This window comes from Cobetia sp. SIMBA_158 (assembly GCF_046566945.1).
GTDB classification, from domain to species: domain Bacteria; phylum Pseudomonadota; class Gammaproteobacteria; order Pseudomonadales; family Halomonadaceae; genus Cobetia; species Cobetia amphilecti.
This window is the reverse complement of the sequence record NZ_JAWJYL010000285.1, coordinates 1-277: the sequence shown is the minus strand read 5'-3', so window position 1 is coordinate 277 and position 277 is coordinate 1. Positions and strand designations below refer to the sequence as shown.

The window sequence follows — 277 nt, the reverse complement described above, 5'->3', positions numbered from 1 at the left end:
CAATTAACAAACATTTTTAGAGTGATCTATATGCGTTTATTAATAACAATAATGGTGGTAATGCTGAGTTTTTCAAGTGTAGCAAAACCGCTTTCATACTATTTTGAAGACGATGTTGTATTCGACCCAGCCATTCCTACGCCAGAAGAAGTATTGGGTTATCAAGTAGGTGAGTGGCATGTAAGACACGACCAACTCGTGCGCTACATGGAAGTACTTGCTCAAAAGAGTGATAGAATAAACTTTGAGATAATTGGCCGCACACATGAGCAACGAC

At 39.0% G+C, this 277-nt stretch carries 1 protein-coding gene; it reads left to right on the top strand.

Annotation, left to right across the window (positions count from 1 at the left end; all coding sequences use genetic code 11):
- The coding region (locus R2R70_RS19990; protein WP_410978898.1) for a hypothetical protein at nucleotides 1–277 on the top strand (277 nt) is incomplete at both ends.